General features: G+C 52.0%; 7 protein-coding genes. 5 read left to right on the top strand and 2 right to left on the bottom strand.

Annotation, left to right across the window (positions count from 1 at the left end):
- Nucleotides 1–83: 83 nt before the first annotated feature.
- Entirely contained in the window at nucleotides 84–1409 is a 1326-nt protein-coding gene (locus ACLW56_RS24740; protein ID WP_330983077.1) for an IS4 family transposase, read from the top strand.
- A 264-nt stretch (nucleotides 1410–1673) separates the two neighbouring features.
- On the opposite strand, the gene mobB is transcribed toward ACLW56_RS24740, so the two are convergent.
- Complete coding sequence (gene mobB, locus ACLW56_RS24735) at nucleotides 1674–2180, bottom strand: molybdopterin-guanine dinucleotide biosynthesis protein MobB (RefSeq protein ID WP_330986263.1); 507 nt, start codon at nucleotides 2178–2180, stop codon at nucleotides 1674–1676.
- The gene (gene mobA / locus ACLW56_RS24730) at nucleotides 2177–2761 is read right to left on the bottom strand and encodes a molybdenum cofactor guanylyltransferase MobA (protein ID WP_330986262.1); all 585 of its coding nucleotides are present in this window, start codon (nucleotides 2759–2761) and stop codon (nucleotides 2177–2179) included. Before mobA ends, mobB begins: the two co-directional genes overlap by 4 nt.
- Before the next feature lie 69 nt (nucleotides 2762–2830).
- Between mobA and ACLW56_RS24725 the strand changes: the two genes are divergently transcribed.
- From ACLW56_RS24725 to ACLW56_RS24710, 4 genes are all read left to right on the top strand, one after another.
- Nucleotides 2831–3100, top strand: coding sequence for a YihD family protein (locus ACLW56_RS24725; protein WP_010436801.1), 270 nt, complete (start codon nucleotides 2831–2833; stop codon nucleotides 3098–3100).
- A 76-nt stretch (nucleotides 3101–3176) separates the two neighbouring features.
- A complete protein-coding gene (locus ACLW56_RS24720) occupies nucleotides 3177–4163 on the top strand; it encodes a serine/threonine protein kinase (RefSeq protein WP_330986261.1) in 987 nt (328 codons plus the stop codon).
- A 26-nt stretch (nucleotides 4164–4189) separates the two neighbouring features.
- Nucleotides 4190–4813, top strand: coding sequence for a thiol:disulfide interchange protein DsbA (dsbA, locus tag ACLW56_RS24715; protein WP_330986260.1), 624 nt, complete (start codon nucleotides 4190–4192; stop codon nucleotides 4811–4813).
- 102 nt (nucleotides 4814–4915) lie between these two features.
- The coding region (locus ACLW56_RS24710) for an IS1182 family transposase (protein ID WP_330986249.1) at nucleotides 4916–5940 on the top strand (1025 nt) is incomplete at its 3' end.

The raw sequence follows: 5940 nt of genomic DNA, 5'->3' as shown, positions 1-5940 counted from the left end.
TAATGCCGATCATTTAAGAGTACTTGAACGATCCTGCCAGTGAGAGACAATCCGGGAACAGCCCTCTGCTCCCGGATTTTTTTATGTCTGAACAGGATATGGATTTTGTTGTTGATGCTTTCGCCTCTGAGCTGGATGCTTTTTCTCGCTCCCTTGACCCCCTCTGGATACACCAGGCATTAAGCGCCTGCCAGAAGGCCAGCATTCGCAGGCGTCGCCTCCCTGCTGAGCAGGCTGTCTGGCTTATTCTGATGATGGGGTTGCTGCGTGACTTATCCATTAAAGATGTCTGCCATCATCTCGACATTGTTCTCCAGCCTGAAGACGGTTATCAAAGCCTTGCCCCCAGCGTACTCACTGCCGCACGCCAGCGCCTGGGCGAAGCCCCACTTCGCTACCTTTTTCATGCCTGCAACGAGGCCTGGCAACCTGCGGCACTCGGGCCCGCTACGTTCCATGGCCTCCGGGTTCTGAGCGTTGACGGAACACTTTTTCGCACGCCCGATTCACCTGAGAACGCCGCTGCTTTTGGGTTTATCGAACCGTCCACGGGGACATTCCCGCAGGTACGGATGGTCGGGCTGATGGCAACCCATTCCCATATGTTGCTGGATGCGGCGTTTGGCGGTGTGGCCGAGGGGGAGCTAACGCTGGCGCATCGTCTGATTTCCTCCGCCCCTGACCATACGCTGACCCTGTTCGACCGCTGTTATTTCAGCGCGGCTTTTTTCCTGGAATGGCAGCAGGCCGGAGCCTGCACACACTGGCTCACACCAGTAAAAAGTAAACTCCGCTATGAGGTTATCGAACGATACAGCGATTACGACATGCTGATTGAGATGCCGGTTTCACCTCAGGCTCGCAAGGCTGCGCCTCATCTCCCGGAAGTCTGGCGGGCAAGGATGGTGAGTTATGTCAGCGGTGGCGGTAAAGGGAAAATCACGGGATTTTTAACGTCGCTGACCGATCCGGTCGCCTGGCCAGTCGAAGATTTGCTGCGAATTTACTGGGAACGCTGGGAGATCGAACTAGGCTATGGAGAGCTAAAAAGACGGCAGTTGAAGGGGGAGGTCACACTGCGGAGCCGATTTCCGGAGGGGGTAAAACAGGAGCTGTGGGGGATCCTGGTGTCGTACAACCTGCTGAGAAAGGAAATGGTGGATATTGCAGGAGAGGCCGGCGTTATTCCAACCCGGATAAGTTTCGTGGCGGCATTAAATATTCTGATATCGCAGGTCAGGGTGAGTGGTAAGGGCGCGACGGGGAATATACCTAAGCATCTGAAAGGAATGAGGGAAAATGTAAAAGCCTTTATCCTTCCGGAAAAAAGAAAGCACCGACGATACGAGCGTTCGGTGCTTTATATTCCGCCTAAATATCCGTTCAGCTATAAGTCACGCGAGGCTTAAGTGAACGGCATTAATGCGAAAGCATGGGGTTTTTTTGTTTATCTGTTGTTTGTCGGTGAACGCTCTCCAGAGTAGGACAAAATCGTCGGGAACGATTTTGCACAGCACGCAGTGCTGCCCGGAGGGTGACGGGCAGGAAGCCCGGCATACAACTGCCAGGCATCAAATAAAGCATCAACCCCGACCGAAAGGCCGGGGTTTTTTGCGTATTTATAATCCAATGCATCCGTTTAGCCTTATCAAGACATCCCATTCAACTTTTAGTTACCTGCCCACCATCCACTGCTCAATAAAATCAGCAATCTCAATGGCATTATTAAGATTCAGGCATGGCACTTTGACGTCCAGAGAGATATCACTGGCGACAGCAACCACATGCTCATCGAACACTAATTCTTCTGCCTGATGGCCAGTGCCCGCCCTGAACAGCAAAATTTTAGGAACAGCTTCGTGTTTAAAGCCTTCCACCAACACCAGATCCAGTGCTGAATGATCCATTCGGCTGACGAGATAATTCAGATCCAACGGCTTCTCTTCCGGCGTTTCGGTCATTAACGCCCAACGCTGGGAACTGGCAACAATTGTTTGTGATACCCCGGCCTTACGGAGTTCGTAACTATCCTTACCCGGTGTATCCACATCCATTTTATGATGGGTGTGTTTGATTAGACCCGGACGTAAGCCTCTGGAACAAAGTTCTGGAATAAGCGCTTTTAGCAAAGTCGTTTTCCCTGTCCCGCTCCAGGCGGCTATGGCTAATACGGGGATCATGGTTTCTCCTGCATACGCTGCAGCTCTTCAAGGGAATTCACGTTGGTAAATGCAGACTTCATATCGCTAAAATCAACGCTGTGGCCACCTTCTTGCCGCATAAAAGCCATTACCCGACGTTCATCGGCATTCAGATAATTTTCCAGCGCCGGGAGTACCCTGCGATGCACCAAAGAAACGGCGGGATGATCTCGCTCTCCATCATGCGCCCAGACAACCAGAGCTTCTTTTCTGTTAAGAAAGAACCGTTCACGCATAACGGTAGGGATGAAGGGCGTATCACAAGGGCAAAACAGGAACCACTCACTCTCACTTTTTTGCATAACCGAAAGCATTCCTGCCAGAGGGCCACAATAATCACCGAAGCTGTCCTCTGTCACGGGATAACCACTTTCCCGATAAATATCGAGTGAGCGGTTCGCACTGATCACCAGTGAGTCTGTCTGGGCTAAAAGAGCGCGAGCAACATGCTGCCACAGCGGCATTCCGTTAAGTGTCTGTAATCCTTTATCCCGTCCACCCATTCGGCTTGCTTTGCCTCCAGCCAGCACGACACCGATTACTTTTGGCTGTTGATTCACAAATATCGCCTCTTTTATTGTGGGTTTGACCCTGCTAACGTGTGATCCTTAAGCGTAAGGAGCAACTGAATGAAATGTAAACGTCTGAACGAAGTGATTGAACTCCTCCAGCCAGCCTGGCAAAAAGAGCCCGAGCTGAATCTGATGCAATTCTTGCAGAAACTGGCGAAGGAGTCAGGTTTTGACGGCGAGCTCACCGATCTTTCCGACGATATTCTGATTTATCACCTGAAAATGCGTGATTCCGCGAAAGATGCGGTGATCCCGGGTATTCAGAAAGATTATGAAGAAGATTTTAAAACCGCGTTGCTGCGCGCTCGCGGTGTAATTAAAGAGTAAAAGCTTGTAAGCGGTGCCACCGAAAACGCTGTGAAATGATATCCTGAATCATTCGCAGTGATTTCCGGATAATCGGATGAACGATAAGGCTTTTACTTTCCAGACGCTCCACCCGGATACCATCGTAGATGCCCTCTTCGATCAAGGCATACGGGTGGATTCAGGTCTGACGCCCCTCAACAGCTATGAGAATCGGGTCTGGCAATTTCAGGATGAAGACAGAAAGCGCTTCGTCGTGAAATTCTATCGCCCGCAACGCTGGACGGCAGAGCAGATCCGTGAAGAGCATCAGTTTGCACTAGAGCTGCAAAATGATGATGTGCCTGTCGCTGCACCGCTGGCATTCAACGGAGAAACCTTACTGACTCAGCAAGGTTTCTTCTTCACTGTTTTTCCAAGCGTGGGTGGCCGTCAGTTCGAACCTGATAACCTTGATCAAATGGAATGGGTTGGTCGTTATCTCGGTCGTTTGCATCAGACCGGGCGCAAAAAGCGTTTCGCTGCTCGTCCGGATATGGGCATCAATGAGTATCTGCTGGAACCCCGTCAGGTTTTTGAAACAACGCCACTCATCCCTTCCTCATTGAAGACAAATTTCCTCAACGCGACAGATAAGCTTATTGATGCTGTTATGCAACAATGGCACTCGCGTTTCACTTCACTGAGGTTGCATGGTGATTGCCATGCCGGGAACATACTGTGGCGTGATGGGCCGATGTTTGTCGATCTGGATGATGCCCGAAACGGTCCTGCTGTTCAGGATTTGTGGATGTTATTGCACGGGGATACTGCCGAACGCAGAATGCAGTTGGATATCATCCTCGAAGCTTACGAAGAGTTCAGTTCTTTTGATGTTGCTGAGCTTGCCTTTATTGAACCGTTACGCGCGATGCGTATGGTTTATTACCTGGCGTGGTTAATCCGACGCTGGGAAGATCCTGCGTTCCCGGTCAACTTCCCCTGGCTTGCCGAGGAAGATAACTGGCGCAGACAAACCCAAATGTTTTTAGAACAAGTCAGGGTTCTTCAGGAACCCCCATTACAGTTAACGCCAATGTATTAACAGGCATTTTCAGGAGAGTATTAACAATGAAAAAGATTTTGCTGGCGCTGGCAGGCATGATTCTGGCATTCAGCGCATCGGCGGCGCAAATCACCGAGGGCAAACAGTACACCACTCTGGAGAAACCTGTTGCTGGTGAACCACAAGTACTGGAGTTCTTCTCCTTCTACTGCCCACACTGCTACCAGTTCGAGCAGGTGCTGCACGTGTCCGACACCGTGAAGAAGAAGCTGCCTGAAGGCACCAAAATGACCAAGTACCACGTTGAGTTCCTGGGCCCATTGGGTAAAGAACTGACTCAAGCCTGGGCTGTGGCCATCGCATTGGGCGTGGAAGATAAGATCACTTCTCCAATGTTTGAAGCCGTGCAGAAAACGCAGACTGTTCAGACTGTTGCGGATATCCGCCAGGTCTTCATCGATGCAGGCGTAAAAGCAGAAGAGTATGACGCTGCCTGGAATAGCTTTGTCGTGAAATCCCTGGTCGCTCAGGAAGAGAAAGCTGCTGCCGATCTGCAGCTGCAAGGCGTACCTGCTATGTACGTTAACGGTAAATATCAGGTGAACCCTCAGGACATGGACACCAGCAACATGGACGTCTTCGTTCAACAGTATGCTGATACCGTGAAGCAGCTGGTTGAGAAAAAATAAAAAACGCTGGCATTCGCCAGCGTTCAGACTGCTGACAAAGTCCTGGTCGAAAGGCCGGGTCTTTGATCTAATAGGGTCAGTACAATTAATGGACTGACCGCCATGCTCAGAGAACTCTCCCCGCAGCAGTACCAGTTTGAAACCATCACCCTCGATGAACTGGTCCCTGAAGACCACCTGGTCCGCAAAATCGATGCCGCCATCGACTTCGAATTTATCCGCGATGCGGTAAAGCCTCTCTACTGCCCCAATAACGGCAGGCCTGCCATCGACCCGGTCCGCCTGATTAAAATGATGCTGCTGGGCTATCTCTTCGGCATCCCGTCCGAACGCCGTCTGGTGAAGGAAATTCAGGTCAATGTGGCCTACCGCTGGTTCCTGCGTATGGGCCTGACCGAGAAAGTCCCCGACGCCTCCACCCTCAGCCAGAACCGCATTCGCCGCTTTAACAACAGTGACGTCTTTGCACAGATTTTTGACCATATCGTGATGCAGGCCCTGACGCAGGGGATGGCTAACGGTCGCGTACTCTACACCGACAGCACCCACCTGAAAGCCGACGCCAACCCGCGTAAAGCGGTGAACGAGCTGCGCCCGGAAGGGGTCAGCGAATATCTGGCGGAGCTGAATGCCGCGGTGGAGGCCGACAGGAAGAAGCACGAAAAAAAGCCGCTGCCCGCCGCAAAAAAGACGCCAGAAAGCGCAGCCGTTAAGAACACCAAAGTCAGCACCACCGACCCGGAGAGCGGGTTCATGCACCGGGACAACAAACCGAAGGGCTTCTTTTACCTCGACCACCGGACGGTGGACGGGAAGCACGGCATCATCACCGACACGTTCGTGACGCCGGGTAATGTGCATGACAGTCAGCCGTTTATCAGGCGGCTGAAACATCAGGTGGAACGCTTCGGGCTGGAGCCGGTGGCGGTGGGCGTGGATGCGGGGTACTTCACGGCCCCGGTGTGCCATCTGACGCAGGAGATGGACATCGCGCTGGTGCCGGGGTACCGCAGGCCGCATAAAGGTCAGAACGACTATCAGAAGAAGCACTTCGTGTACGACGCGGAGAACGACAGATATCTTTGCCCGCAGGAGAATGTGCTGGTCTGGAGCACCACGGACAGAAA

It is taken from the genome of Pantoea sp. sgz302252, from assembly GCF_047713085.1.
Classification (GTDB): domain Bacteria; phylum Pseudomonadota; class Gammaproteobacteria; order Enterobacterales; family Enterobacteriaceae; genus Scandinavium.
Note: the sequence above shows the minus strand (reverse complement) of the source record. Positions and strands in the feature narration are given on the sequence as shown.

Excerpts from the sequence above, each read along its gene's own strand:
- ACLW56_RS24720 (WP_330986261.1), top strand. The coding sequence starts at position 3,177 with ATGAACGATAAGGCTTTTACTTTCCAGACGCTCCACCCGGATACCATC.
- ACLW56_RS24740 (WP_330983077.1), top strand. The coding sequence starts at position 84 with ATGTCTGAACAGGATATGGATTTTGTTGTTGATGCTTTCGCCTCTGAG.
- mobB (WP_330986263.1), bottom strand. The coding sequence starts at position 2,180 with ATGATCCCCGTATTAGCCATAGCCGCCTGGAGCGGGACAGGGAAAACG.
- dsbA (WP_330986260.1), top strand. The coding sequence starts at position 4,190 with ATGAAAAAGATTTTGCTGGCGCTGGCAGGCATGATTCTGGCATTCAGC.
- ACLW56_RS24725 (WP_010436801.1), top strand. The coding sequence starts at position 2,831 with ATGAAATGTAAACGTCTGAACGAAGTGATTGAACTCCTCCAGCCAGCC.